Annotated in this window: 26 protein-coding genes; 2 read left to right on the forward strand and 24 right to left on the reverse strand. The window is 37.7% G+C overall.

Annotated features, from left to right (window positions below; translation table 11 throughout):
- Nucleotides 1-167: 167 nt before the first annotated feature.
- From NAG76_17785 to NAG76_17795, 3 genes are all read right to left on the reverse strand, one after another.
- Nucleotides 168-602 carry a hypothetical protein gene (locus tag NAG76_17785; protein ID URN93659.1) on the reverse strand — a complete coding sequence of 145 codons (435 nt, stop codon included), beginning with the start codon at nucleotides 600-602 and terminating at the stop codon, nucleotides 168-170.
- 274 nt (nucleotides 603-876) lie between these two features.
- The gene (locus NAG76_17790; protein ID URN93660.1) at nucleotides 877-1,680 is read right to left on the reverse strand and encodes an alpha/beta hydrolase; all 804 of its coding nucleotides are present in this window, start codon (nucleotides 1,678-1,680) and stop codon (nucleotides 877-879) included.
- 224 nt (nucleotides 1,681-1,904) lie between these two features.
- Nucleotides 1,905-3,089 (reverse strand): cation:proton antiporter, encoded by a 1,185-nt coding sequence (locus NAG76_17795; protein ID URN93661.1) that lies wholly within the window; start codon nucleotides 3,087-3,089, stop codon nucleotides 1,905-1,907.
- 382 nt (nucleotides 3,090-3,471) lie between these two features.
- Between NAG76_17795 and NAG76_17800 the strand changes: the two genes are divergently transcribed.
- Nucleotides 3,472-3,828 carry a GIY-YIG nuclease family protein gene (locus NAG76_17800; protein ID URN93662.1) on the forward strand — a complete coding sequence of 119 codons (357 nt, stop codon included), beginning with the start codon at nucleotides 3,472-3,474 and terminating at the stop codon, nucleotides 3,826-3,828.
- Between the two features lie 168 nt (nucleotides 3,829-3,996).
- Here NAG76_17800 and NAG76_17805 read toward each other — a convergent pair whose 3' ends face one another.
- From NAG76_17805 to NAG76_17865, 13 genes are all read right to left on the reverse strand, one after another.
- A complete protein-coding gene (locus NAG76_17805) occupies nucleotides 3,997-6,252 on the reverse strand; it encodes an excinuclease ABC subunit UvrA (protein URN93663.1) in 2,256 nt (751 codons plus the stop codon).
- 58 nt (nucleotides 6,253-6,310) lie between these two features.
- Nucleotides 6,311-6,706 carry an SRPBCC domain-containing protein gene (locus tag NAG76_17810; protein ID URN93664.1) on the reverse strand — a complete coding sequence of 132 codons (396 nt, stop codon included), beginning with the start codon at nucleotides 6,704-6,706 and terminating at the stop codon, nucleotides 6,311-6,313.
- Nucleotides 6,703-7,032 carry a metalloregulator ArsR/SmtB family transcription factor gene (locus tag NAG76_17815; GenBank protein URN93665.1) on the reverse strand — a complete coding sequence of 110 codons (330 nt, stop codon included), beginning with the start codon at nucleotides 7,030-7,032 and terminating at the stop codon, nucleotides 6,703-6,705. The genes NAG76_17810 and NAG76_17815 overlap by 4 nt, the downstream gene beginning before the upstream one ends.
- A gap of 131 nt (nucleotides 7,033-7,163) precedes the next feature.
- The gene (locus tag NAG76_17820) at nucleotides 7,164-7,952 is read right to left on the reverse strand and encodes a HAMP domain-containing histidine kinase (protein ID URN93666.1); all 789 of its coding nucleotides are present in this window, start codon (nucleotides 7,950-7,952) and stop codon (nucleotides 7,164-7,166) included.
- Between the two features lie 86 nt (nucleotides 7,953-8,038).
- Entirely contained in the window at nucleotides 8,039-8,536 is a 498-nt protein-coding gene (locus tag NAG76_17825; protein ID URN93667.1) for a rhodanese-like domain-containing protein, read from the reverse strand.
- Between the two features lie 199 nt (nucleotides 8,537-8,735).
- A complete protein-coding gene (gene nadE, locus NAG76_17830; GenBank protein URN93668.1) occupies nucleotides 8,736-9,554 on the reverse strand; it encodes an ammonia-dependent NAD(+) synthetase in 819 nt (272 codons plus the stop codon).
- Between the two features lie 29 nt (nucleotides 9,555-9,583).
- Nucleotides 9,584-10,195, reverse strand: a complete 612-nt coding sequence (nadD, locus tag NAG76_17835; GenBank protein URN93669.1) for a nicotinate (nicotinamide) nucleotide adenylyltransferase — start codon at nucleotides 10,193-10,195, stop codon at nucleotides 9,584-9,586.
- Nucleotide 10,196: 1 nt separating this feature from the next.
- Complete coding sequence (locus tag NAG76_17840) at nucleotides 10,197-11,651, reverse strand: nicotinate phosphoribosyltransferase (GenBank protein ID URN93670.1); 1,455 nt, start codon at nucleotides 11,649-11,651, stop codon at nucleotides 10,197-10,199.
- A gap of 30 nt (nucleotides 11,652-11,681) precedes the next feature.
- Nucleotides 11,682-12,230: a cysteine hydrolase gene (locus tag NAG76_17845; protein ID URN93671.1), complete on the reverse strand. Its 549-nt coding sequence runs from the start codon at nucleotides 12,228-12,230 to the stop codon at nucleotides 11,682-11,684.
- A gap of 124 nt (nucleotides 12,231-12,354) precedes the next feature.
- The gene (locus tag NAG76_17850; protein URN93672.1) at nucleotides 12,355-13,137 is read right to left on the reverse strand and encodes an NUDIX hydrolase; all 783 of its coding nucleotides are present in this window, start codon (nucleotides 13,135-13,137) and stop codon (nucleotides 12,355-12,357) included.
- 138 nt (nucleotides 13,138-13,275) lie between these two features.
- The gene (locus tag NAG76_17855; protein URN93673.1) at nucleotides 13,276-13,734 is read right to left on the reverse strand and encodes a hypothetical protein; all 459 of its coding nucleotides are present in this window, start codon (nucleotides 13,732-13,734) and stop codon (nucleotides 13,276-13,278) included.
- Between the two features lie 62 nt (nucleotides 13,735-13,796).
- Nucleotides 13,797-14,060 carry an aldo/keto reductase gene (locus NAG76_17860; GenBank protein ID URN93674.1) on the reverse strand — a complete coding sequence of 88 codons (264 nt, stop codon included), beginning with the start codon at nucleotides 14,058-14,060 and terminating at the stop codon, nucleotides 13,797-13,799.
- 140 nt (nucleotides 14,061-14,200) lie between these two features.
- A complete protein-coding gene (locus NAG76_17865) occupies nucleotides 14,201-14,728 on the reverse strand; it encodes a hypothetical protein (protein ID URN93675.1) in 528 nt (175 codons plus the stop codon).
- 305 nt (nucleotides 14,729-15,033) lie between these two features.
- Here NAG76_17865 and NAG76_17870 point away from each other — a divergent pair, with 305 nt between their 5' ends.
- Complete coding sequence (locus NAG76_17870; protein URN93676.1) at nucleotides 15,034-16,464, forward strand: PLP-dependent aminotransferase family protein; 1,431 nt, start codon at nucleotides 15,034-15,036, stop codon at nucleotides 16,462-16,464.
- A gap of 97 nt (nucleotides 16,465-16,561) precedes the next feature.
- Here NAG76_17870 and NAG76_17875 read toward each other — a convergent pair whose 3' ends face one another.
- The 8 genes from NAG76_17875 to NAG76_17910 form a co-directional block, all read right to left on the reverse strand.
- Nucleotides 16,562-17,296: a YggS family pyridoxal phosphate-dependent enzyme gene (locus tag NAG76_17875; protein ID URN93677.1), complete on the reverse strand. Its 735-nt coding sequence runs from the start codon at nucleotides 17,294-17,296 to the stop codon at nucleotides 16,562-16,564.
- 204 nt (nucleotides 17,297-17,500) lie between these two features.
- Nucleotides 17,501-18,031, reverse strand: coding sequence for a pyridoxamine 5'-phosphate oxidase family protein (locus NAG76_17880; protein ID URN93678.1), 531 nt, complete (start codon nucleotides 18,029-18,031; stop codon nucleotides 17,501-17,503).
- Nucleotides 18,032-18,223: 192 nt separating this feature from the next.
- Complete coding sequence (locus tag NAG76_17885) at nucleotides 18,224-19,315, reverse strand: hypothetical protein (protein URN93679.1); 1,092 nt, start codon at nucleotides 19,313-19,315, stop codon at nucleotides 18,224-18,226.
- A gap of 135 nt (nucleotides 19,316-19,450) precedes the next feature.
- Nucleotides 19,451-19,804, reverse strand: coding sequence for a hypothetical protein (locus NAG76_17890; GenBank protein ID URN93680.1), 354 nt, complete (start codon nucleotides 19,802-19,804; stop codon nucleotides 19,451-19,453).
- Between the two features lie 255 nt (nucleotides 19,805-20,059).
- Complete coding sequence (locus tag NAG76_17895) at nucleotides 20,060-21,085, reverse strand: NADH:flavin oxidoreductase/NADH oxidase (GenBank protein ID URN93681.1); 1,026 nt, start codon at nucleotides 21,083-21,085, stop codon at nucleotides 20,060-20,062.
- Between the two features lie 125 nt (nucleotides 21,086-21,210).
- Nucleotides 21,211-21,642 carry a MarR family transcriptional regulator gene (locus tag NAG76_17900; GenBank protein ID URN93682.1) on the reverse strand — a complete coding sequence of 144 codons (432 nt, stop codon included), beginning with the start codon at nucleotides 21,640-21,642 and terminating at the stop codon, nucleotides 21,211-21,213.
- 298 nt (nucleotides 21,643-21,940) lie between these two features.
- Entirely contained in the window at nucleotides 21,941-23,989 is a 2,049-nt protein-coding gene (locus NAG76_17905) for a catalase (GenBank protein ID URN93683.1), read from the reverse strand.
- A 166-nt stretch (nucleotides 23,990-24,155) separates the two neighbouring features.
- Nucleotides 24,156-25,223 carry a polysaccharide deacetylase family protein gene (locus tag NAG76_17910; GenBank protein ID URN93684.1) on the reverse strand — a complete coding sequence of 356 codons (1,068 nt, stop codon included), beginning with the start codon at nucleotides 25,221-25,223 and terminating at the stop codon, nucleotides 24,156-24,158.
- Between the last annotated feature and the right edge of the window lie 78 nt (nucleotides 25,224-25,301).

Genomic DNA, 25,301 nt, shown 5'->3' on the forward strand with positions numbered 1-25,301 from the left:
TCTGTCGAAATATAATGAGAGTACTATTTTATTATATAGATAGTCCAGAAATAAATGTAGTATTAATTTAATAACACTATGAAATTATATACTTTATTAAAACATTAGTGACTTTATTAGCATGTTAGTTACTATATTATTTTGAAAATATAAACTTAATAGTAGCACTATACACCTACAGAATCTATCATTGTCTCTTCTCCATTTTTGAATATCTGTATGTTATCGTAATCTTTTTCGTTCGGTAATTGAAATATTCTCGTTTTATTTAATCTATCATCATCGTATTTATCAGTACCCATTTCTTCTATGTTAATAATCAGAATACGATCAGCTATCTCAGCAGTAATATTACTAAGATATTTAGCTTCATCTCCCTGAACAACAGTGGAATACTTAACAATTAGAAACTGATCTTCGTTTATTAGTGAATATAAGAATAAACCATTTCTATCATTAATAGTTTGAACAAAAGTTTGAGCTTTTTTATTTAATTTTTGAATGTTTACTTCCTTAATCACATGATCGGGACTAGTAGTGCATCCACATAAGCAAACTATGATTAATAATAAAATTGAACATATAGTTTTTCTGAATTTCATTGAATCAACTCCTAATCAATGGTTTAGTTACTACTGTAACAACAAGTATCAATTTATTAATCTAGATCGTCCTGAGAATTTTGTGTTATGTAATAGTAACTTTGATTATTGTAACAATTTTTTCCTTTTCAGACCAATAGTTTAACTGCTTACATCCTACACGACCGTGATTAATCATGGCCTAAATAAATATAGATGGATTAATATGTAAATACTTAAAAACACATTCTTTCATTTGACTGATGAAAGAATGTGTTTTTTGAATGCATCGTATTCAATAATTTATAGCGAGAAATTTCTTAATATCATTATTAATTCTCTCCAAGTACTCTTCTGATGGGAAATGACCCATTTCATATTCAGTAATTACTGTTAAATTTGGAATAATTTCTTTAGCCTTTTTAATAACTTTTACTGAAGGAAAGAATATGTCTTTATTCCCCGCTATGACCATTGTAGGAGCTAAATATCTAAGTAACTCTTCACTCCCAGCAAGTTTTGGCATATCCTGCTCCAATTTTACGTGTTTGAAAATATCACCAATAATATGCTTATCGATTGATTTCATCGTATAATGTGACATTACATCAGCAATCTTTTGTAAATATTTTTGAGACGAGGTCATAATAAAAAATAACATAGGAATTAAGATATTTTGTATCATTTTCATTTTCGAACCTAACTGAATACCTGCTGGGGAAACAAGTACCGAACATATAATTTTCTCAGGCATAAAAGCTGCTAGTCTTAGTATAATTCCTGCACCGTAAGAAGGACCAATAAACGCACATTTATCTACATTGAAATAGTCCATTAGGTCTGAAATCCACAAAGCAAAGCTATCATCTTTTGCAGAAATTCTTGTTTCTGAACTATACCCTGGATGCCCAATTGTATCTGGTGCATATATTCGATATTCCTTAAATAATGAAGAAAACCAGGATAAGGTCATAGGGTTAATGCAGTTTCCTCCTTGGAATATGAAGATAGGCTTTCCATGTTCTGGCCCACTGATCAATGTATGTGTACTCCCAAAACGTGTGTCAACAAAAACTCTTTCAAATTGTTCATCTAACAATTTCAAGTATGCCTCGTAGTTGTCTAGAATTTTTTGCTTACCTTCTTGACTCTTAAATATTGTGTGAGCGTTAATAAAAATCACCTCTCGACTTATTTATATTCGATGCAAAAGCAAACAATACAGAAATAAAAGACCCCTGACAACATCGAATTTCTAATGAGAAAATACGCATGATGTCAGGGGCCCGCTATTTCATTTGCTTATTAGTTTTGAGTATCCATTTAGAGACTTTGTCCAATTTCATTTTTGTTTTTCTTATTAATTACATTAGTAGGCTCCTTGAAAACTAACTTCAGTATTGGTGGAGCAACAAGTGTAGTAACAATTACAACAAGGATGACGGATGTGAAATATTCAGGCAACAATAATCCAGCTTGTAAACCTGTCGATGCAATGATTAACGCAACTTCCCCACGTGAGATCATTCCTGCTCCGATAGCCATCGAAGATTTATTATTAAATCCAGTTAATCGAGCTCCTAATGCTCCGCCGATCATCTTCGTAACAATTGCGATTATTGTAAGGACTAGAACAAATCCAAGTTGAGAACCTACTCCTTCAAAGGAGACATTTAATCCTATGCTTACAAAAAATACTGGAACAAAAATGGAATATGCAATAGGTTCAACTTTCTTTTCTACTGCATGTTTGAAACTCGTTTGAGAAATAGCAATACCAGCAGCAAACGCACCAATAATTCCTGCCATACCCATTAGATCAGCGAAATATGAAAAAGCGAAACAAATGATTAGTGCAACTGTAATAATCGGTTCTGTTACTTTAAGTTTTGATAATAATTTCATGAATTTCGGAACGACTAACCAACCGACTACAAAAACGACACCGAAAAACAGTACTTTTTTACCTATAAGTAATCCTAATGAAATTTCTTCACCTGTTCCCATGAAACTCATCATAACAGCAAGTAATATAACTACTAAAACATCATCAACTACTGCTGCACCTAGAATAGTTGTTCCTTCCCGTGTATTCAATTTATCCATATCTTTCAGCACTTGAACTGTAATACTTACTGAAGTTGCACTAAACAATACCCCCATAAATAAGGCAGAAGTTTGTGATAATCCGAATAATTCAGCTACACCGTATGCCCCTATAAAAGGTAGTATAATTCCAGCGACTGCAACTGAAAATGCACCTTTCCAGTTTTGTTGTAATTGCTTCAAATCAGTCTCTAAACCAGCCATAAACATAAGCAGGAGTACACCTATTTCAGATATATAATGAATAAATTCAGTACTCTCCACCCAGCCTAATACAGCAGGTCCTAAAATAATTCCTACGATCAACTTACCTAAAACAGACGGTTGGCCTAGCCTTACTGATAAATCTCCTGCAATTTTCGTGGAAAAAAGAATCAATACTAGATATAAAATAAATTCCATCTAACTCTTCCCTTCTTGTGTAGTATAACTACGTAGTAAAATAAGCTATAGTAATTCCAATTTGATGCTGTTCCAAATTTTTCTGGTGGTAAGAACAAAAAAAGCCTGTCACCAACAGTCTACTTTGCAAAAAATCGCATAGTACACCCTTGGTGACAGGCTCCTCCAAATTGAATAATTATATAGTTTTAATAATTGTACAGTGAAATAATAAAGAGTTCAAGTGTAATGGTATTATTTACGTGCTGGAGGTCGTATTTTCCTGGCATCATGCCCGTTGAAATCGCTGTTGGAATACAGAAAGTTCTTTAAAATGATTAGATGTATTATTGTCCGATTTATGTTACGATTTTACTTATAACGAAAGAGGAAGTGAATTCACTTGATTCAGATTACTGTACCAACGCCAGATGTTACGATTACAAAACAAGAAAATCCCGAACTTAGCAATATTTATGGCTTTACTGATTTCCATCTTATTTCGCGCGAACTTGGCGGCATCTTCATGTTCTATAACGAGCAAGATGAGCTATTGTTCGTTGGCAAGGCGCGTAAGCTACGCCCTCGTATTAAGAAACATTTCGAAGATTCAGTATCCGTTATGAAAGCAAAACGCGACGAAGTGTTCAAAATCGAAGTTTGCATAGTCGAAGACGCTGTCGATCGGGAAATCTATGAGACATTCATTATCAATCGCCGCAGAGCGAGATACAATATGGATAAAGTATATTACAAGTAATGAATAATGCTGATGCATAGTCCAACTGAGTAGGTTATCTTCGCAAAAGGGTTATAAAATGCAAAAAAACGTATTCCAGAACGTTCATGGAATACGTTTTTTTATTGCAAATAATATTGAATTATTATAGCCTTAATAAGGCTATATATCTCTAAGTTGAATATTAATTTATTTCAAGTAGCTGCCTGTAATTGACTGCTTCACATGGATGATCTGCCCAGGTGTGCCTTCGAACACTACTTTGCCGCCTTTACTACCTCCGTCTGGACCCATATCGATGATCCAATCCGCTTGACTGATCACATCGAGATTGTGCTCTATGACGATCACTGTATTACCTGCATCCACAAGTCGATTCATGATTTCCAAAAGGTGACCAATATCTGACATATGAAGGCCGGTTGTCGGTTCGTCCATCACATAGATGCTGCCCTGCTTATGAAGCTCGCTTGCCAGTTTGATACGCTGACATTCCCCGCCTGAAAGTGTACTCAGCGGTTGGCCGAGTGTAATATAGTTCAGTCCAACATCACTCATTGCTTGGAGTTTGCGAACTACTTCTTTCAACTGGAAAAATTCCAATGCTTGTTCTACAGTCATCTCCAGCACTTCTGCAATCGATTTCCCGTTAAGCTTGTATTCAAGTACTTCTTCTTTGAAACGTTTACCACCACATACTTCACATGGTAACTTAACGCTTTCTAGAAATGCTAGGTCAGTATAGACAACTCCAAGTCCTTGGCAATTCTCGCAAGCCCCTTTGGAGTTGAAGCTGAATAAACCTTGGTTCACTTTATTCGCGGAAGCAAATGCTTTACGTACATCATCCATAATGCCTGTATAAGTAGCAGGATTCGAACGTGTTGACACTCCGATTGCTGATTGGTCGATAACGATTGCATCTTCATGCTGTCTTAGGAATACATCGTTAATTAGCGTACTCTTGCCTGATCCAGCTACACCGGTAACAACTGTTAGTATTCCAGTTGGAATATCAACGCTCACATTTTGTAAGTTATGAAGTGTAGCGTCTATGATAGACATCTTGCCTGATGGTTGCCTGCAATCATCTTTCAGTTCTAGTGGTCGTTTCATATGAGTACCAGTCAACGTACTTGTTTCTAGTAAGCCTTCGTAGCATCCTTCATACATGATCGTACCTCCACGGCTACCAGCGTGAGGACCAACATCGACAATATGATCCGCTACTTTAATAACATCGGGATCATGCTCGACAACTATTACGGTATTACCTTTGTCGCGCAACTTCTGAAGTAATGCATTTAACCGGTTTACATCACGAGGATGTAGGCCAACGCTAGGCTCATCGAAAATATAAGTAACATCCACGAGACTGCCACTCAAGTGTTTCACCATCTTGACGCGCTGTGATTCTCCTCCAGACAATGTATCAGTCTCACGGTCCAGTGTTAAGTAGTCAAGTCCGATATCTACCAGATGTTGCAGGCGCTCTGTTAGTGACTTGATGACAGGAGCTGCGGTCGCATCATCAATCTCACGAAGGACTTGATTTAGTTTTCCGACCTCCATCGAGGACATATCCGCAATGTTAAGTCCATTGATTCTACAGCTAAGTGCTGCTTGACTGAGTCTCGCACCATGGCAACTCGAACATGCACCCTCGGTAATGTACGGTGCAACAGCTTTTTGTGTACGCTCGGACTTCGTCTTCACGTCTTGTTTAATGTATTTATTACTAAACTTCTCAATGACGCCCTCGACTGTAATATTTGTTGCTTTACCAGCGAAATCCATCTTTACTTTCCGCGCCTTACCGTATAGTAATAGATCTAATTCTTCTTCTGAATAATCACATAACTTCTTATCAGGATCAAAGGAGCCTGATTGTAGGACAATGTTCCAATCCCAGCCATCCACTGTATAGTCGGGAAGCATTAATGCCCCTTCATTCAACGATTTTGACATATCGACTGCTTTTTTTATGTCTACGCCGAGCTTGCGTCCGATCCCGTTACATTCAAGGCACATTCCTTGCGGATCGTTAAATGAAAACATGTGAGCCTGACCAACATAAGGCTTACCTACTCTTGAGAAGAGAAGTCGTAGAATGGGAGAAATATCGGTAATCGTGCCCATTGTAGAATGGGAACCTCCGCCAAGTCGCTTCTGATCTACGATTACTGCCATACTTAGATTTTCAATCGCGTCAGCATCCGGCTGTGGATAGCGCGGTAGGAAATTACGCACGAACATGCTGAAATTCTCATTCAGCAAACGCGTGGATTCTGCAGCAATTGTATCGAAAACAATCGAAGACTTTCCGGATCCGGATACCCCTGTGAAAATTGTGATTTTCCGCTTAGGAATACGTAAAGATACGTTCTTCAAGTTGTTTTCTCTTGCAGCAGAGATTACGATATACTCCTGATTTGATTCGCTCATGACTAACATCCTTCCGATAGTGAATAGTATTTCTTAAAGTAAATACCGGATTCGGTTATTAATCCAAAGCCTTCTCAAGCTGGCCGCACCATGCACTCCAACCATACTTAGCTCCTTCGAGTCCTTGAGGATTTGAGAATCCTGTTTGATCAAGATGAAGATTAACTTTTCCATCCGCTAGAACCTGCAGAGTCCATGTTACTGTGTGTTGCTCACCTGCACTTGCCCATGTATAGGACAATAGGTTTGGTTCGTCAACGATAAGTACCTCACCTTCAATAAGGCCATCCCACCATTCGTTAGGCTCAGCTTGAAAATGAAAACGGTGTCCTACTAGCGGCTTAAAGTCATTCGCCAAAATCCACTTAGCCAACTTAACAGGATCTGTTAAAGCAGACCAAACCTTCTCAATCGATGCCGTGTACTGAAAATCTAATTCTAATTTTAAACTCATATTTCTTCCTCCTCTAATAATTGCTTCAAACGTAACATATTCGTATTCCAAAACTTACTGTAGAAAGCCACCCAATCTTGAATTTCTCTCAGTGGAGCGGCATTTAACCTAAATCGCGTTTCTCTACCTACTTTTCGGTCAATTACCAGTCCAGCCTCTTTAAGGATCGTCAAATGCTTCGAAACTGCAGTCCGACCCATCTCAAACTGTGCCGTTAACTCATGAAGTGGTATCTCTTCTGACTCTGCTAATAGTTGAATTAGTCGTCGCCTAGTTGGATCGGCAATCGCGTCAAACACATCCCGTAATTGGTTGTTCTCGCTCACAACACCCGCTCCTAAATTGTATTACCAAGGGACTGTCGTTAATTTCAAAAACTCCTTGTTGTATACAGTGCTTCAGACGAAGTGCCAAAAGGAGAGAATAAATAATAAGACACCATTTAGTGTCCTTTTCATTATAGGTCACCATTTGGTGTCATGTCAATATTATTATGTTTTGCTTCCTCTCCATCTGTAAGTATAACCGTAAAAGTCGTACCTTCATTAGGGACACTCGAAACAGATATTTTCCATTGATGTAAGTCTATAATTTTTTGAACAATAGACAATCCTAGCCCACTACCTTTTTTCTCAGGACTACGCGAGCGGTCACTTTTATAAAATCTTTCAAAGATCCTTATTTGCTCTTCTTCGGTCATCCCAATTCCGTTATCCTTAATGTTAACAACTGGCCCTCGTTGTGTAGTTGTTAATTCAATTTGAATTTGTCCATGGTTTGGGGCGAATTTAATTGCGTTATCAAGTAAGTTGATCCACACTTGATTTAACAATTCTTCATTGGCGGAGCATTGGACCTCTTGTAGTTTTACGGATAACTCAATATCTTTACGACTCCAATGGTATTCCATCGTTAGACTAACTTCTTTTATTTGCTGATCTAAACGAAATCTCTCCTTATTCAAATCCGAATTAATCTCTTCTAACCACGACAGCTTTTGCATATTTGTACTTAAGTTAGAAAGCCGATTACTTTCTTTTTCGTTAATGTCGAGATAATGATTTCTCTCAGCACTCGTAAGCGCAGGATTCCTCAATATATGAGAAAAGCCTTTAACATTGTTCTCCTCAAGATGAGCACGATCATATTCACCACTGCTAATTTGTTTCATACTGTTAACAATTTGCTGTAAGTAAAGATCTCGTTTAGGGCGAAGTATAATAAACAGCGTACTCATGACCATCATAGTTTTAAAAAAACCTAGTAGTCCGTTTATCGTTGCTGTTAACATTGCTGAAGGATTAAAGTCCCATAGTTCGAAAAGAAATGATGTTAGGACATATGGCAGATAGCCAACGAGATATAGTTCAAGACACCAAAGAGAGTTACACCTAAAGCTATCGATGATGAAAAGCCAATTCCCCACCAAGGACTAATAAATGATATTGGTAACGACAACAGCAATAATAAACCTAGCACTAAATTATTAATCCTCTCTGCGCTCCATTTACTACCGATGATCTCTGTCTCAATATCTCCTTGCCATTGTGCCATCCCACCTTTAAAGTTATACACCTTAGCATGGGACTCAGCTAGTCGCTCTGACGCCCTTGGACTTACCGTACCAACATAACAGATAATGACAACCGCTTCTTCTCTCGAAACCCTCGGTATTTTCGACCATAATGGATAAGGAATATTAATGGCTCCCTTTATATGACCACGATCAAAGCTTTTCGCTGTTCTAACATCAATAATCTTTACATTTTCTCTTTTACTTAACATTGATTGTAGTTCCTGATATGTTAAATCTGTAAACATAGTACCCATAATGCAGCCTCCTCATAATATACAAAGTATAAGAAAACAGCCTTTAATAAATATCATAAAGGCTTATCTTTTAACACTGTTTATGTTAGAGCATCTATTTAAACTCAGTTTAAACAATGTTGAATTTGTAACTTACAATACTCAAACACATTAACTCTTGTTTTTCATGATCGAAAAAAGGGAGCCCTCGGGGCTCCCTTTACTTCCACCATGTATCGAATATCGTTACAGGTAGTTCTCTTTTGTGTTGAGTTATCGAGTAACGCTCACGAATTTGTTGATCGTTCGTTCCAGAAATCTGCGGGTTAGTAAGGAATTGATCTATTGAGTCATAGCTTATTCCGAGCTCATCTTCATCTAATTGTTGTTGCTTTACGTCTAACAAATCTGCTGTAGCGGGCTTTTCATGAAGAATTTTTTCTGCACCTAATGATTGCAATAGCATTCTTACCTGAGATTTGACTAAGCCGCTCAAAGGGAGGATATCTGCACCACCATCGCCGAATTTCGTGTAAAAGCCTGTAACAGCCTCAGCAGCATGATCTGAGCCAATGACTAGCATATTGTTCTCCCCTGCGATAGCGTATTGTGCGATCATTCTAGCGCGAGCCTTAATATTGCCTTTATGAAAGTCTGAAATAGCGGTACCCATACTTTGCCCATACGTTTGTGTAAGTGCATTTACCCCTGAAGCAATATTAAACGTTACGTTTTCCGTTGGCTTGATAAAGGCAAGTGCTCTTTGCGCGTCTTCTTCATCTTTTTGCTCACCGTAAGGTAGACGAACTGCAATGAATTTTTTGTTGTATCCATGCTCGTTCATTTGATCTACTGCAAGCTGTGCGAGTTTTCCAGCAAGTGTTGAATCTGCCCCTCCGCTAATGCCTAGAACGAATCCGTTAGTGTTAGTTTTCACACTGTACTCTACCAGGAAATTTACTCGCTTATGAATTTCAGTTTGAATATCTATAGTTGGTCTCACATTCAGTTCGGCAACAATTTCCTCTTTAGTTTTCATATCTTCACTCCCCTATCTACAAACTCTAATTATCTATACAAATGGTGTTTTTTCATGTAGGTGTACACATTTTCAGGAATAAGATAACGCGCTTCGCCGCCTAACCTAAATTCCTCGCGAACATACGTTGAGCTAATTTCCATAGTTAGTCCCTTATCAACAAGATGAAAAGTTTGACCATCATCTACATGACGCAATATTGGGGAGCGACCAATGACGGAAAGCATATCGATATTATTTCTCGCCATCACAATAAATTTGTTTTCCTTCACTAGATCCTCTGCTTTTTGCCATTTGCCTTGCCCTATATCAACGAGTAAATCTGCTCCCATAATGAAATATATCTCATCCTCAGCGTATTTCTTTTTGAAGTGACGAAGGGTTTGGTAGGTTGCGATTTCCCAACCTAATTGTTGGAATTCATAATCATCAACTTCAAATTTATCATTATCAGCTATTGCAAGTTGTAACATTGCAACACGATGCTCATCTGTTGTTTGCATTTGCTTATCCTGTCGTTTGCTGGAACAAGGTAAGAATATGACCTTATCTAATTTACAACGATGTGCAATTGTACTTGCTGTCCATAAGTGGACATTGGTAACTGGATCAAAGGAAGAGCCATAGATTCCAATCTTCATCTTATCTCTCCTCACGTGTTGGATATAATGCTCTTTCTATGAGTTGTCGCTTGTTGTCCCAGCAAGCATCACTTAATGTAACTGGATAGATAGGCGGATTGAGTAAGCGACGATATTCCTCCCAGAAAAGGGCTAAACTCTCCTTTGCATATTTTCTATTATTGTCTAGAGTAGGAAGATCATACACTAATTCACCATTTACCATCACTTCTATCTGTAATTGAATGACTTCAAAACTTTTGATCGTTTTCATCATATGGCTATGCAGTGGATGAACTAATCGAATCGCATTCTTCGGTAAAACTTCATTGTGCAACGTGATATAATCTCCTTCTGCTATGCCGGTTTCCTTATTAATAATTCGCCACATTTGCTTATTACCAGGATTAGAAATCTTGTCAGGATTACTACTTATTTTAATTGTATCGACCATTTGTCCATCGTCTTCAATCTGCACAAGCTTATAAACTGCTCCAAGTGCAGGTTGTGTATAGGCTGTAATGAGCTTTGTACCAATTCCCCACACATCAATGCAAGCACCTTCACGCTTAAGAGATAAAATTGTCTCTTCATCCAGATCGTTAGACGCATAAATCTTAGTCTGCTTAAATCCTGCTTCATCAAGCATTTTACGTGCTTCTTTAGACAAATAAGCCAAGTCACCACTATCTAAGCGAATACCTACAAAATTGATGCTTTCCTTCATCTCATTGGCTACTTTAATCGCAGTAGGTACTCCTGATTTGAGAGTATCGTAGGTATCTACTAGGAAAACGCAATCTCGATGCGTCTTGGCATATTTCTTAAATGCAACATATTCATCACGATACACTTGAACCATAGAATGAGCATGAGTTCCGGCAATCGGAATACCAAAAAGCTTACCTGCTCTTACATTAGAAGTTGCATCAAAACCTGCAAGGTAAGCTGCACGAGTTCCCCATATCGCTGCATCCATTTCTTGCGCACGACGTGTCCCAAATTCCATTGCAGTCTGATTGCCGATAATATTTTTCAAGCGACTAGCCTTCGTCGCGATTAATGTTTGATAATTTACAATATTAAGAATGGCTGTTTCGATCAATTGAGCCTCCACTAATGATGCCTCAATAACCATTAACGGTTCATTCGCGAATACTACTTCACCTTCACGTACACTTCTCAGCTTTCCAGTAAAGCGAATCGTTGCCAGAAACGTAAGGAAATCATCTTGATAACCTTCTTCACGCAAGTATTGAATATCCGTTTGGCTAAATTTGAACTCCTGTAAATAGTGAACTACCCGTTCTAAACCTGCAAAAACTGCATAGCCATTGTCGAATGGGAGCTTGCGGAAATACACTTCAAAAATAGCTTGTTTTTGATGTTCATTCTCTCTCCAGTACACCTCAGCCATATTAATTTGGTATCGATCAGTGTGAAGTGTTAAACTATCGTCTTGTATGTTGTAGTTCATTTCATTTCCTCCTTTTTTGAATAACTTATATTAACTTATCGTTGCACCTAATGTATGCTCGAAATGCGCTAACGCCCATTCATGACCCGCTTGATTAAAAGAAGCTACGGCATCCTTCACGATAACAATACGATAACCTAGATTGTACAGATCTACAGCCGTATGCAGAACACAAATATCGGTACATACGCCAACTAGGTAAACCTCCTCAATTTCTCTGGCACGAAGCATCATATCGAGACTTGTTCCTGCAAAGGCACTGTAACGAGTTTTATCTAGCCAATGAACATTGGATTGGTTTTGATGTGTATCATATACCTCCTGTAATTGTCCATAGAGTAGTCTTCCATTAGTATTCCGTAAATTATGTGGAGGAAACAATTTCGTTTCAGGGTGGTATGCATCTCCGTCATCGTGTACGTCGATAGCAAATATAATATGTTCACCGTTATCAATAAATGTCTTGGTTGTAGCTACAACCGCAGTTTCAATGCTCTGACCTGCTTTTCCACAAGTTAATGCCCCATTTGTAGCAATAAAATCATTCGTGTAATCAATATTCAATAACGCTCTTTTCATAGTAAACGCCTCCCATTAATATCATTAAGCTCTCATTTGAGTTTGAAATCATTTTAATAATACATTTATTAATTAATAATTACCAAATTGTTAATTATTATATCTAAAAAGAAGAACCACTTGATTAGCTCATGTGGTATATCGAGTAATTAATGGATACTTCCTTAAAGCGGTACAATTGAGTTTTTCTTTTAGAAGTACGCGTAACCGTCTTTCCCTCTATTGCTTCAATAAACGGAAGTTGCTTCATCTTACGAATAAAGGATGGATTAGACATAATAACTGGATCATCTGTAACTGTCGCTAGCACAGCTTGTAATTCAGAATACGTAAATTCCTCTGGTAGGAACTCTTTAGCCGTTGTCGTTTGTAACAGCTTCTCTGTAATAACAGCAATAGAATCTTGAATAATTTGTTTGTGGTCAAAAGCTAAATCCAATGTTAGAACTTCCTTAACTGAAAACATACGAACATCGGAAGCATCATCCCCTGCTTTACGTTCAGCAAGCTTGTGAAAGGGTACGATTGCGAGAAAGGTGTTACTAATAATCCAACCACGCGGATCACGTCCTGGCTTATCATAGACACCGAAATGCTCAATATGCAGATCTTTTACACCAGTTTCCTCTTCCAGTTCTCGAAGTGCAGCCTTATAGCCCGTTTCTGATTCTTCGATAAATCCTCCTGCAATTGCCCATTTACCTGCTTCGATATTAGGTTTACCTTCGGAGTTATGCATACTACGCTGAATGAGCATCATTTGCAAATCCATGACGGGTGGAGAGAATGGCTTCTGCTCAATTGGAACGATTGTAAATACCGTAATATCTGCTGTATATCCATCAGGAGTGCGATAATCTTTCACATTGTATTGCTCGAGTGCGTCTTTATTTTGCGGGCTGCTCATCTCTACCCTCCTTGTTATTCTATTTACAATTAACAAATTGTTAATTAAAGTTCTTGGATTAATTAAACTACTCTTTTCAACGTTTGTCAATCCTTATTTTACTAAATGGTCAAGGGACCAAACTAACCAGCCCATTTCTTAATTCATTTTTCTATAATTTTTAGCTAAAATACGATAATACAAATAGACAATGCCATAAGCGATTAAATAAGAGACAAAGGTCCAGTAAATGTTCCAGCCATTACTATATGATGTCTTTCCTATTAGTAATGCAACATATTCAAGGATTGTCGTGAACAGAATTGTAACAAATAATATGACAAGATGGTTGGTTTGGGAGATTCTTATCCAGTGAACCATATAACAAGCGATTACCGGATATAATCCCAAATCCAAGGGTAAGGCTGAGATGGATTCCTCACCGTGGATTAAAGGAGTAAATGACCAAAATTTTAATTGGAATCCAAAAGTATTACTTAATATTGCGACTAAACTTGCAATCGGCAATGTAATAATTATAACGATCGAAGCTTTTCTCATTAAATATATGGCCAATATCCAAGGAACAACGAATCCAATAACGATATTTCCGAACAAAGCAAAACACATCCTTTCATCAATATGATTATCTGAAAGGATGTATATTATGAGTTCATCACTTATTTCAATTCATTCTTCCCGTATCCAGTTAAAAACTCGACAGTTTGAGCGTCATAGTGAGAGAAAAATTCACTTTCGCCTGTATCTAAAGCTTCTATTTTCTCCATTTCCTCGGGGGTTAATTCGAAGTCAAATACATTGATATTCTCTTCCATTCTAACTATATGTGTCGTTTTTGGAATAACGACTACACCTCTTTGAATTAGAAAGCGTAAAGCAACTTGTGCTGTAGATTTGTTGTGTGTGTCCCCTACTTCTTTCAATATGGCATTAGTGAAAAAATCGTTCCGTCCTTCTGAAAAAGGACCCCATGATTCGATTTGGTCAAGCGTTCTTTAAAACAAAAAAAGAATGTAAAAAACTCATTGTGTTGAGTTTTTCTACATTCTAAGCATCTAACTAATCAAAACGGATGGATAATATCTAAAGATTTGACTGCATCATTGAACTTTTGAACGAACGGTTTGGAGCCACTATATTCTTCAGGTAGATTTTCCAAAAAATCTTTTATTTCTTTTCTGTACTCTTTAAATTCCTCTGAACCAGCTTTATTATTATCCATAATCTGATCGAGCATGAATGAATAGTAATTAAATTTAAGCAAACCTAATTTGTTTTTAATATCAGGCAAATCTAGTTTTGAATACTTTCCTATATTATCCTCTAAATAAACAAGTCGATCATATACAATGTTTAATCTAATATTAGATTCATACATATCTTCTATAATCTGCATATCTTCCTTAGTATCATCGATTTGATCAAATGTCCTATCCAATGTGCTCACACTTTCATAGAAACTATTGTAATATGTAGAGATTTTATCTTTTGAACCAAAAACATTTGAATATTGACTAACAAAAAACACGATCAATATAACATTTAGGAGAATAGAGATAAACATAATCGTGTTAAAGTAACCTCTCTTCATGTAATTCACCTCAATTGAAACTATCCATATAATGGAATAATTATATATTGGACTCTTACTATGGAGCAACATACAATGCAAGCGCTGCTGTTGACATTAGTAATGTAATAAGTAATACATGCTATCACAAATATACAAATCTATCAAAATCCAATATATTCAATATCTGTATTCTCTAATTATAGTATTGCTTGGTTAAATAACACTATGATAGTATTTCATTTAATGGACTGTTAAATATTATCAATCCCCAACCTTAATCGCAATCCATATTAGTGAAGTGAATCCAATCGGAGGTGAAACGAATGTTAATAGTAAATCGTGATGACGAACGCCCCATATGGCAACAACTTCTTGATCAGGCTATTTCTAATATTACAACTGGAAAATGGCTTCCGGGTGAATTACTGTTACCTTCTCGCGAACTTGCATTATTGGTTGGTGTCTCACGCTCAACGATCCAGATCGTTTATGAAGAATTATTCAGTCGTGGCTACACGGTTACTTCAAGACGAGGTGGTACACGGATAAGTGACTGGACTTCAAAAGCTAGCTTTACAGAGGAAGTATCACCTCGAGGTCCAATCACCCCAGAGTTACCTCACTTAAATGATGCGGTCAGTCATTTGCAAAGCTGGTTCAGAGGCAAAGAGCACCGTGAAGTGGAGATCGATTTCACACCGCATGAGCCTTACTTGGATCAACATTTCCAAACAAATTGGAGGCATTCATTTTTACAAGCTTCTAAACATGCGGATCTAGCCAGTTGGGCTTATGGTAATGCCTATGGTTTTGTGCCACTACGGGAACAGATTCAACGTTATTTGTCACTTGAGCGCGGTATACACGTTCATATTGATCAAATTATATTAACTTCAGGAGCACAGCATAGCCTAGATTTAATCGCTCAAGCACTTTTAACTGAAGGCGAAACGGTTTCAATAGAAGACCCAGGTTTTCCTGCTGCATGGATGTCGATGAAATATCGTCGAATGAATGTTGCAGCTGTCCCAGTCGATGATTATGGACTACAAGTCGAACACATTCACCCTCAATCAAAGCTTGTCTATGTAACACCATCACATCAATGTGCGGTAGGGGTTATCATGTCGGAACCTCGCAAGCAACAGTTGCTACATATGGCAACCGAGCAACAATTTTGGATTGTTGAGGACGATTATGATAGTGAGTTTCGCTATCGAGGTGACCCACTTCCGACTTTGTACAGCCAACAACCGCAAAATACGTTATATATGATGAGTTTTTCCAAAATGATTGCACCTGGTATTCGTATATCAGCTATCGTTGGTCCAACGGAGGCTATTCGCCAACTGGCTCATGTCCATGAATTAACATATCGTCATCTTCCGATTATGGAGCAGTTAACACTTGCTCATTTTATCGAACACGGACATTTTATGCGTCATATGAGAAGAGTTAGAAATGTATATCGACGTAGACACGAAGCAATGACTAAAGCGATCATCGCATCTGGTCTGAGTGAACGTTTTATATTGAGTGGTGTAGAAACGGGATTGCACATGCTTCTTGAAGCTGAAACTTCATTTGATGAAGAAACGACAACAAACTTAGCACTAGAAAACGGAGTTCGTGTGTATCCACTTAGTACATATTGTTTGGAAAGTGATCGTAAAGGTTGGGTGCTAGGTTTCGCTAAAGTTGATGAGAAATCAATAGAAACAGGTATTAACCGTCTGGCGGAGATGCTGCTATAATGCATGCATCTCCATCCTTTGTTGCAGCAGTTGCTAAGAAAGTTATCAGTGCTGTTTCACGTCCCTTAGGTTCAGCTAATGCATTCTCCTATTCATTCTAATTAGCATTTTCGTTCCAGTAATATTCGTCAGGCAAATGTCGCTCACCAAATATACTGGTCCCTACTCTAATGATTGTTGCTCCTTCTTCGATAGCAACCTTGAAATCTCCGGACATACCCATCGAAAGAATCTCCATTTGTACACGTGGAAACTTCTTCTCCAAAATTTGTGTCTGAATTTGTTTTAGTAGTCTAAAGCACTGCCTAGTCTCTTCATTTGTAGCACCCAGTTTTCCTATGGTCATCAAGCCTTTAATGTTCAACTTATCGAATTGCGATAATTGTTCAACCAACTCCAGTACTGATTGTGGCGAGATGCCAAATTTACTTTCTTCATAAGACGTATTAACTTGCACTAAAATATCTATAGACTTATTTTCCCTAGTAAGCTGATATTGCAAAGCTTGCCCCAGTTTCAATCGGTCCACAGAATGAATGAGCGTGACATATTTTAATATGTCCTTCACTTTATTAGTTTGCAAATGTCCGATAAAATGCCACTCCACTTGGTCGTACTGCTGCATAAGCGGGAACTTATCTCGCAATTCTTGAACTTTATTTTCACCTAGCAATGTCTCACCTGCTTGTATAGCGCTTTGTAACTTTTTCAGCGGAACTGTTTTTGTCGCTAATAATAGTTTCACATCTTCTATATTGCGTCCTGAGGCTAGGCAAGCTAATTCCATCTGACCCCTTACGGATATTAAATTTTCTTTAACTAAATCGCCCATATTGCCCTTTCCTCCCTATCCCACAATGTACTTATGTTTTATTGCAAGTAATCTCTCGCTTATGGTTCTAACATTATTACAAAACCACAGTCCATATTAATTAGGACTGTGGCTTCCTTAGATCAGAAACTTGGATTAGTAACTTCGATCAAATACGAAAGGGACGAGTAGTCCATACAAAAATGTATACAGTTATCCATTTAACTATTTCTTTTCTTTATACATTTTTTCTTCTTCTATCGGATTTCCTTTCGCCGTAATATGATAGGGATCAACACGGTACACTTGAACAGGAGAATGGAATATAGATGACCGATATTTGTCTACATGCTGCTTGGATAACGGACGGTCATAATAACCAGGAACATATTTTTGGAACATTTCCTGCAACATATAGGTAGCTTCATCCAGATCAACAACCGGCTCAGCTTTTCCGAAAATGATAACACTCATATATGCAGTGTCCGTCTTAGCCGGTACAGGATCAGTAATCGTTCCATATTCTTCACATACCGTAAAACAGACCTCGTTATTCTCACTCATAACTTGATTACGTCGCCCACCTGAGGCTCCGTGAAAATAAAGCTTTTCGTTTACCCATACAAAATTAAGGGGCACAACATATGGTAACTTTCCATCAACCATACCAAGGTTTCCGATTCTTGCTTTGCTTAAAAAGGTATCAATGATGTCCTTATCTAACACTTCTCTTATCTTATAACGAACACTATCCATTCTTGACCACTCCTATATATTGATTTATTTTCGTTAGTATAGCAGTCATTGGATTGATTTGTTACATCCATAAGTATGCTTCATAAGCAATCCATAATGGAAATAGTTATAAAACAAGGAAGTCAACTACACGGAACATTCGCTCGATAAACACATAAAAAGATGCTAATTAGATTAGCACCTTTTTATGGATTATGTCTGTTGATGATGCATAGAGGCTACATGGCAATCCGTGCATACTTCGATAAATAGCGTACCTTCGCTGTAATCCATCAATGTATCCCAACGGATCTGGGCGATATATTTCATCGGTTTACTGCAATCTGGACAATTAACATATTGCCAGTCCTGAACCCAAGAAGCAAATCCACCGATTGTATTAATATCTTCACTACCAACTCCATAAAAAAGTGGAACCGGTGATTTTCCTAATATGTATGAGTTAGAAGATAGTGCCTCTATCACCTCTTCATTCATCTCGTCATCTAATTCGTTATAAGGGAAGATAGCGCTACTTTCTCCATCTAATGTAAATCGACTGAAAACAGCATCAGTATAGCAACAGCAATTAGGACAACAAGTAGCGGTGAATATGCCATCCATCTCTAGAAAGCTTAACCGCTCATCTCGTCCATCTAGCACCAGTATATCTACTAGTTGTCTTTTGCAGTGTGGACATGTATCCGTGCGAGACGTCCCAATTAGGGCAGATTTGTCTATACTTTTATCTCCCTTCTCCATAGCATAACAAGTAGCAAAATTCAATTCACGACGATTTCCCGTTCGGTCGAAAGTCCATCCGCCCGCCTGTGCATAGATCGAGGGATCTACAAAAAGGTTTTGACTCCACGGAGCGGGATTAAGCTCCAGCTCCAACAACGTTTCCAATGCCCTTTCATCGCCTTGCATTGCGAGACAACTCATCAGATTGTTCGCCTCGTGAGCATCAGTAGTTTGTAGTAATAACTCGATTAGACCATCACGCACATCAACTGGAGCATGATAATAAAGCTGCTCCATCGAAAATGCTTTGGCTGCCAACGCTGCTCGCTGTAGCTCTGGAGGAAAAATGCCACGGAGCTCCAACAGCTTACTGCAATCTTTATATTCAACCGTATCCCATTTAACCAATCGGTCAGCATGAGCAATAAGATGTTGGATTTTAACCGCAATCTGCTCATCCGTCCATCCCAATACCTCATTGCGTTCCTGCTCAGTACGACATTTCCAACATACTCCTTCAAAACCTATCGGAGCATCACAATTCTGACAGTTAAACTTCATTATTATAGACTCCTTTCATTAATGGGGTTAATGATTATGCTTTCTAGCTAATATTCTTTTTATTATCGGGTTATACTTGAATTGGATTTGATGATTATTCATATCGGTCACTCACATTCATACAATTTTAGTATACTATCCCTTTGGCATATACCAACCTGCTTCTTCGTCCCAAGCGGCCTCTGTACCGTCCAAATGTACATGCCAACTCCCATCAAAAATCGTTCTCCGAATATCGGTCAAACAATCTAACCAATAAAACAATGCATAAACTGAATCTTCAAAGTTATTAGTTAAAGGTAGTTTAGTTGATCCTTTAAAGATTACTGTCGGTTGATCAAGATCATAGGTATAAACAAAGAATGATTCTGCAATATCGTTCAGTTCAAAACCATCGTTATATTTATTAATAATGGCTGTTATCTCGTATGCTTCATTGTCAGTAACGATGTGATCTCTCTCACAAGTGTAATAAACAGAAACGCCCATATGACATTGCTCCTTTTAAATTAGTGAATGACAAGGATCAAGTTTAACTCATTCTTATTATCTCGCGTACTATTTTACTTTTTTTCCATTGATTGTATAAGTATCTTAATACCTATAAACTATCGGGAATTATTTGTTGAGTGTTATCTAATACGTCGATAAAACTTTAAAATAAAAAAACCGCGCCCAGCGCGGTTTTTTATAATGATAAATCTGTAGAAATTCCTCTTGTATTAAGCTTTAACTATAAGTATTTCACTTAAACCCAAAAGTATATTGTTTTGGTACATTCGTTTCTATTTTTAATTGTTTTGCTGCTTCTAATGACCAGTATGGATTTCTCAGCATACCTCGACCTACAGCAACTAGATCAGCTTCCTCATTACCAATTACTGCATTAGCGAGTATCGCATCATCAAGTCTTCCTACTGCAATTACAGGAACATCAAGCGTATTTTTGATTTCTTTAGCTAAAGGAACCTGATAGGCCGCATGTGTACCTGGTCTGCCCCACGCCGCTATTTGGCCCTCTCCGCCTGACGATACATCAAACATGTCTACTCCAGCATCCTTGTAAACGCGAGAGAACTGAATACTTTCGTTAATGCCATAGCCACCTTCTACATACTCTTTTGCAGATATACGCATGATTAGAGGCATATCCTCAGGCATTTCTGATTTGACTGCTTGTATAATTTCTTTACCAAATTTAGTTAGATCTTGACCATATTCATCTTCCCTTTTATTTGTAAGTGGAGAATGGAATTGATGGATTAGATAACCATGGGCACCGTGAATTTCAATAGAATCGAATCCTGCTTCGACAGCTCTTCTCGCTGCACTACGGAATTTCTCTACTAATCCTTTTACTTCATCAGTTGAAAGTGCTCTTGGTGTTTTGTAATTCTCATCGAAAGGAATTGCAGAAGGAGCGACAGGAACTATTGCATCTTCTGCTTTACGTCCAGCATGCGCGATTTGAATTCCGACTTTAGTTCCGTATGCATGACATGCATCGACTATTCTTTTTAGAGGTTGAATTTGTTCATCAGACCATAATCCGAGATCGTAGTCAGAGATACGACCATCCGGTTCTACGTCGGTCATTTCAATGATTATCATACCAGCTCCGCCAACAGCACGACTCACATAATGCAAATAGTGCCATTCTGTCGCAATTCCGTCTTTTTTCTCGACCGAATATTGGCACATAGGTGGCATAATGATACGGTTTTTCAATTCCATGCCTTTAAACTTGTATGGTGAAAATAAATTAATCATCGTAAAAACTCCTTTGAAGTCATATTACATGCTTGCGCATGCATTAATAATAACACGACAAATTTTTATTTGTCAAATAAAAAGCAACCCAGTGTAATCACCGAGTTGCTTTTCTTAGATTTGATTTATTCTTGGCTTTGAAATTGTTGGACTATTGATTGAAGTTCCTTTTGAAATCCATCTTGTAATTGAATTTCTTTAAAAATTTCGTTTACCGTAACTAATGCCTTTTCACATTTTTCCTCGCCGTACTCCGTTAAACGAGTATATATGCCTCGTCGATCATCTTCACAGATGCTTCGCTGCAAAGCACCACAATTTTTGGCTTCCATCCTGCCTACCAATCTGGATATTGCACTTTGACTTAGACCTACCATTTCTTGCAATTGCTGAAGTCTTAATTTTTTTTCACTAGTTTGAGATAAAAAATAAAGAACGTAAAATTCTTTTAATGATAAGTTGTATCTATTTTGTAACTCAGTCTCTAATTTATTGTTAATGGTAGTTTGGATATCTGTGAAAGACAACCAATTATTCAGAAGTTTGTTATTATGCATCAATTATTCACCTGTTCTGTTTCTTAATATGGAATCGATTGGTTGATCATTTTGAACTTTGGATTTTTTGTTCAGAAATAGTATAACCTTTATTGCGTGACGAAACCAGCATTTTCATTAACTCCTGTTCTTATTTGATAAGCGGATAAAGGTACAAATATAAATAAGCCCGTACATGAGGAGGTACTGAAAAACTTAAGTTTCTCAGTACCCTCTTACATGACGGACTCGTTTCAATCATTCAATAAGTATATTATTCAATTACATCGTTCAATAATTTGCTTCACATCATTTGTTATTAAATAACAGTTCTCTTCCAGAAGCGTTGTTTAGTAATAGCATTTATCAAATCAGTTGTGAATTGTTCTGTATCAGTCTCGATAACTACGCCTGGTTTTCCAACAAAATTATTTAATTCCATCCAGTTTTTAACCCCAGCATTTGCTCCAATTGGTTTATAGTGAGAATATGCTTGGTCAATAAAATTAGCAGCAAGCTGATTAAACTTCTGGCTGTCGTTACTAGCGTTTACTAGGTAAACGGAGTCAAATTGCACAGATTTTGCTGTTAAAAAAGTATAGTCTGCTTTTATTCCTATTCCGTCTGTTCCTTCAACTACACCAATCTTTTCACTGATGATTTTTGGCATAATCCCTTCGGCTGTCAAACGATTCAATACAAATTTCAAATTTGGACCGTTAAAGCCATCTGTAACAATGACGGCAACAGTGAGAGTCTTTGGACTAAATATCGTATTCTCCATACTGAGTGCTGGCGAAGACTGTGTGACAGTTGAACCACCCGAAGTTGGAGGATTTGCTCCTATAATTTTAGCAAATGAATTCGTTAATTCTAAACTCACGTTAGCAAACATATCGACAACTTGTTGTTTTACAGAATCACTTTTAACATTAGAAAGTTCAAAGCTGAATGCATCTATAATATGTTTTTTTTCAGTTGGACTCATACTATTCCAGAATAGCGTTGCTTGTGAAAAATGATCTTTAAAGCTATCACTTCTTGCACGAATTTTTCTACCTTCTACTTTTTCTTGATAAGTTTCATATCCTCCTTCAGCTGGAGTAGCAGGTCTAGGCGTGTTTCCCGCTAAAGAATTTCGATGGTAACTGACTTTCCCCAAATTAATGGTTTGACGATGATATCCTTCACGCTGATTATTATGGAAAGGTACTACAGGTCTATTAATTGGAATTTCATGAAAATTAGGACCGCCAAGACGGATTAACTGTGTATCTAAATATGAAAATAAACGGCCTTGAAGCAACGGATCATTCGTAAAATCGATTCCTGGTACAACATTCCCTAGATGGAAAGCCACTTGCTCTGTTTCTGCAAAAAAGTTATCGACATTACGATTCAAGGTCATCTTGCCAATTATTTTTACGGGGATAATTTCCTCAGGCCATATTTTTGTCGCATCCAATATATCGAAGCCAAGGTTAAATTCATCTTGTTCATCTAGTATTTGAACGCCTAATTCATATTCAGGAAAGAAACCATTTTCAATAGCATGCCATAGATCGTTGCGATGAAAATCCGGATCGATTCCTGCGAGCAAATGAGATTCATCCCAAACTAGAGAATGCACACCTAACAATGGCTTCCAGTGGAATTTCACAAAGTGCGCCTTTCCTTGTTCATTCACTAATCTAAACGTATGTACACCAAAGCCTTCCATCATTCGGAAACTTCTTGGTATCGCTCGATCAGACATAATCCACATAATCATATGTGCAGATTCTTGGTTGTTCGCTACAAAATCCCAGAAGGTATCGTGTGCAGTTGATGCTTGTGGTATATCATTATTAGGTTCTGGTTTAAATGAATGAACTAGATCTGGGAACTTAATTGCATCCTGAATGAAAAATACGGGGATATTATTACCTACTAAGTCGTAATTCCCTTCTTCGGTATAAAATTTCGTAGCAAACCCTCTTGCATCTCGTGCTGTATCTGAGGAACCTCGGGCTCCATTCACTGTAGAAAAGCGAACAAAAACAGGAGTTTTTGATGAAGTATCTTGCAAAAATTTTGCTCTCGTAAAATCCTTCATATTTTCATATAATTCGAACACTCCATGTGCAGCAAACCCACGTGCGTGAACAACTCTTTCAGGTATACGTTCATGGTCAAAGTGAGTTAATTTTTCCCGGAAATGAAAATCTTCCATTAAAGTTGGTCCACGATCACCAGCTTTTAACGAAAATTCATCCTCAGATACTTTCAACCCTTGGTTAGTAGTTAGAAACTGCCCTTCATCATCCACTCGAAATGATTCAAGTTGTTCATTTTTACTATTTTCATTTACATTACGCTCATCATCCATTATTACCCCTCCTCATTCATAAAATTTATGAGAATTTTCAAGAGAATAGACTAGAATGACACAAAACTAATAAACCAGTCACCGATTGTTTCGGCAACTGGTCTATATTAGATGGGTTTGGTTCAATTTCAAAGAAAACGTTATTTACCGTTTATTGCTTTAAGCTTTACTGTATCTCTAAATAGTCAATGTAAGCATCCCATGTTCCATTATCAGCTGTGACAATAAGTTCGATCTCTTGATTTCCAGTTCCATGACTGACATTATTTATAGTATAGACTGCTGGATTACTCCCTCCGTAATAGAAGGTACCCTTCAACTGTCCACCGATCTTCAAGTCAACTCTGGCCATATTTGAGTTATTCGAAGCACCACGAAGTGAAAAACTATGGGTACCTGTCGTGAAATTTTGTGTGTATTTTACTGAATCATTGTTAGCGTATAAAGCAACTCCAGTGAACGGCGAACTAATATTACCTGTGTACTGCCCACTTTTCGTCATACTCTCTGCTTCTTTTTTTGTAACTGTAATTGGATTAGTGGTTCCTGTTCCTTCTGGAGCAACCGCTCTCCCTGTGCTCGTAGAGATCATTCCCGAACATAGACCACGGTTCTTAAGGTTCTGTGAGATCTGCGGAATAGCTTGAAGCGTAGTTTGGTATTGGTCATGCATCAGAATTATGTCACCGTTTTGCAATTGACCAACGGCTGCTACGATCTGTGCAGTAGTAGCTCCATTCCAATCTTGGGAGTCAACATTCCACAATACTTCAGTAAGACCATTTTGTGCCTGTATGGACCTCAAAGTAGCATTGGTCTCACCATAAGGCGGACGGAATAACTTCGGTGCAGCTCCTGTAGCTGCTTGGATTGCTTGTTGTGTCATTGTGATTTGTGAAGACATCTGAGAGCTGTTTAACGTAGTCATATGGGGATGAGAATAGGAGTGATTTCCTACCCACATACCAGCAGCCACTTGAGCTTGCACTAATGATGGATTATTTTGGGCGTTTTGCCCAAGGTTAAACATTGTTGCTCGTAAACCAGCTTGATTCAATGCATTAAGCAGATTTGTCGTATTACTTGCATTGGGTCCATCATCAAATGTCAAACCTACATAACCGTTTGGACAGTTTGCATCTGCAGCAATAGCATTAGGCATAAGTGAATTAGAAAATAACGTACCAAAAAGAGCAAACACTGTTAGTACTTTACTTAGTTTTGAGTTAAACAAAATAGGACCTCCTTAAATTTAATTGTAGGTAAACCCTACGAACAAATTCAACCTACTCAACATCGATTGTCGACTTCC

The organism is Candidatus Pristimantibacillus lignocellulolyticus (assembly GCA_023639215.1).
Taxonomy (GTDB): domain Bacteria; phylum Bacillota; class Bacilli; order Paenibacillales; family Paenibacillaceae; genus Pristimantibacillus; species Pristimantibacillus lignocellulolyticus.

Coding starts and splice junctions, on each gene's coding strand:
- NAG76_17895 (URN93681.1), bottom strand. CDS start 21,085: ATGATTAATTTATTTTCACCATACAAGTTTAAAGGCATGGAATTGAAA.
- NAG76_17820 (URN93666.1), bottom strand. CDS start 7,952: ATGATGGTCATGAGTACGCTGTTTATTATACTTCGCCCTAAACGAGAT.
- NAG76_17875 (URN93677.1), bottom strand. CDS start 17,296: ATGGGCGATTTAGTTAAAGAAAATTTAATATCCGTAAGGGGTCAGATG.
- NAG76_17870 (URN93676.1), top strand. CDS start 15,034: ATGTTAATAGTAAATCGTGATGACGAACGCCCCATATGGCAACAACTT.
- NAG76_17785 (URN93659.1), bottom strand. CDS start 602: ATGAAATTCAGAAAAACTATATGTTCAATTTTATTATTAATCATAGTT.
- NAG76_17865 (URN93675.1), bottom strand. CDS start 14,728: ATGAAGAGAGGTTACTTTAACACGATTATGTTTATCTCTATTCTCCTA.
- NAG76_17840 (URN93670.1), bottom strand. CDS start 11,651: ATGAACTACAACATACAAGACGATAGTTTAACACTTCACACTGATCGA.
- NAG76_17905 (URN93683.1), bottom strand. CDS start 23,989: ATGGATGATGAGCGTAATGTAAATGAAAATAGTAAAAATGAACAACTT.
- NAG76_17890 (URN93680.1), bottom strand. CDS start 19,804: ATGGGCGTTTCTGTTTATTACACTTGTGAGAGAGATCACATCGTTACT.
- NAG76_17795 (URN93661.1), bottom strand. CDS start 3,089: ATGGAATTTATTTTATATCTAGTATTGATTCTTTTTTCCACGAAAATT.
- NAG76_17805 (URN93663.1), bottom strand. CDS start 6,252: ATGAGCGAATCAAATCAGGAGTATATCGTAATCTCTGCTGCAAGAGAA.
- NAG76_17885 (URN93679.1), bottom strand. CDS start 19,315: ATGAAGTTTAACTGTCAGAATTGTGATGCTCCGATAGGTTTTGAAGGA.
- NAG76_17900 (URN93682.1), bottom strand. CDS start 21,642: ATGCATAATAACAAACTTCTGAATAATTGGTTGTCTTTCACAGATATC.
- NAG76_17825 (URN93667.1), bottom strand. CDS start 8,536: ATGGGTACTATGTTTACAGATTTAACATATCAGGAACTACAATCAATG.
- nadE (URN93668.1), bottom strand. CDS start 9,554: ATGAAAACTAAAGAGGAAATTGTTGCCGAACTGAATGTGAGACCAACT.
- NAG76_17880 (URN93678.1), bottom strand. CDS start 18,031: ATGGATAGTGTTCGTTATAAGATAAGAGAAGTGTTAGATAAGGACATC.
- NAG76_17845 (URN93671.1), bottom strand. CDS start 12,230: ATGAAAAGAGCGTTATTGAATATTGATTACACGAATGATTTTATTGCT.
- NAG76_17850 (URN93672.1), bottom strand. CDS start 13,137: ATGAGCAGCCCGCAAAATAAAGACGCACTCGAGCAATACAATGTGAAA.
- nadD (URN93669.1), bottom strand. CDS start 10,195: ATGAAGATTGGAATCTATGGCTCTTCCTTTGATCCAGTTACCAATGTC.
- NAG76_17810 (URN93664.1), bottom strand. CDS start 6,706: ATGAGTTTAAAATTAGAATTAGATTTTCAGTACACGGCATCGATTGAG.